Annotated in this window: 1 protein-coding gene and 1 pseudogene; both read right to left on the bottom strand. The window is 64.6% G+C overall.

Features of this window, described 5'->3' with window-relative positions; all coding sequences use genetic code 11:
- Window positions 1-299 (bottom strand): MarR family winged helix-turn-helix transcriptional regulator (locus tag AB4Z27_RS29210; RefSeq protein ID WP_441646006.1); only part of this gene is annotated, 299 nt, incomplete at its 3' end.
- Window positions 300-382: 83 nt separating this feature from the next.
- A pseudogene (locus AB4Z27_RS29205) lies at window positions 383-775 on the bottom strand (TetR/AcrR family transcriptional regulator); the annotation flags it as partial.

Raw genomic sequence — 775 nt, 5'->3', positions numbered from 1 at the left:
GTCAGCGCCAGCTCGCTGACGCGGGCATCGGCCTGCGAGCGGGTCTTGGCGACCAGCCCCTGCTTCTCGAAACCGGCGATCACCCGGCTCAGGTAGCCGGCGTTCAGGCCCAGCTCACGGCACAGGTCGGACGAGGTCAGGCCCGTGCGATGGGCCAGCTCGTACAGGATCCGGGCTTCCGTGAGAGAAAACTCGCTTTCCAGCAGATGCTCGTGCAACAGGCCAATCTGGCGGGTATAGAAGCGATTGAAGCGGCGCACGGTTTCCGCGCGCGCAAGAACTTGCGGATTGGGAGACATGACGGGGACGGTTTATTTGCCTGAGGCAAATTATTGGTTGCTTAAGGCAAGCAAATCAAGCAAATAAATCAAGAAATGCCGATTCAGCCCCGCGCGACTGCCCGCAGTACCAGCGCCAACTGCAGCGCGGTAGCAGCCACGGTATCCACCTCCGGCACATGCTCGTGCCGAATCCAGTGCAGCGCCACGTGGATGATGCCGCCCGCCACGCCGGCCAGCAGCATCGGATCGGGCTCGGGCGCACCCGGCAGCAGCGTCCGGGCGAGCAGTCCCCCGAATTCGCGCAGGGACCGGCCCAGCGCCTCGTCCACCAACCGGCTCACGCCCCGGATCTCCACCAAAAACACCCGGGCCGAGCGCGGCTCGCATTGCAATGTGCCGAAATAAGCACGCAGGATAGCCAGCGCGCGATGCTCGCCATCGCCCCCGGCATCCTCGCCCGCCTGTTCGATGCGCAACAGCAACCGGTGCGTGAC

This window comes from Cupriavidus sp. KB_39 (assembly GCF_052114485.1).
GTDB lineage: Bacteria > Pseudomonadota > Gammaproteobacteria > Burkholderiales > Burkholderiaceae > Cupriavidus.
The sequence above is the reverse complement of the archived record's forward strand: the minus strand, read 5'-3'. Positions and strand labels throughout refer to the sequence as shown.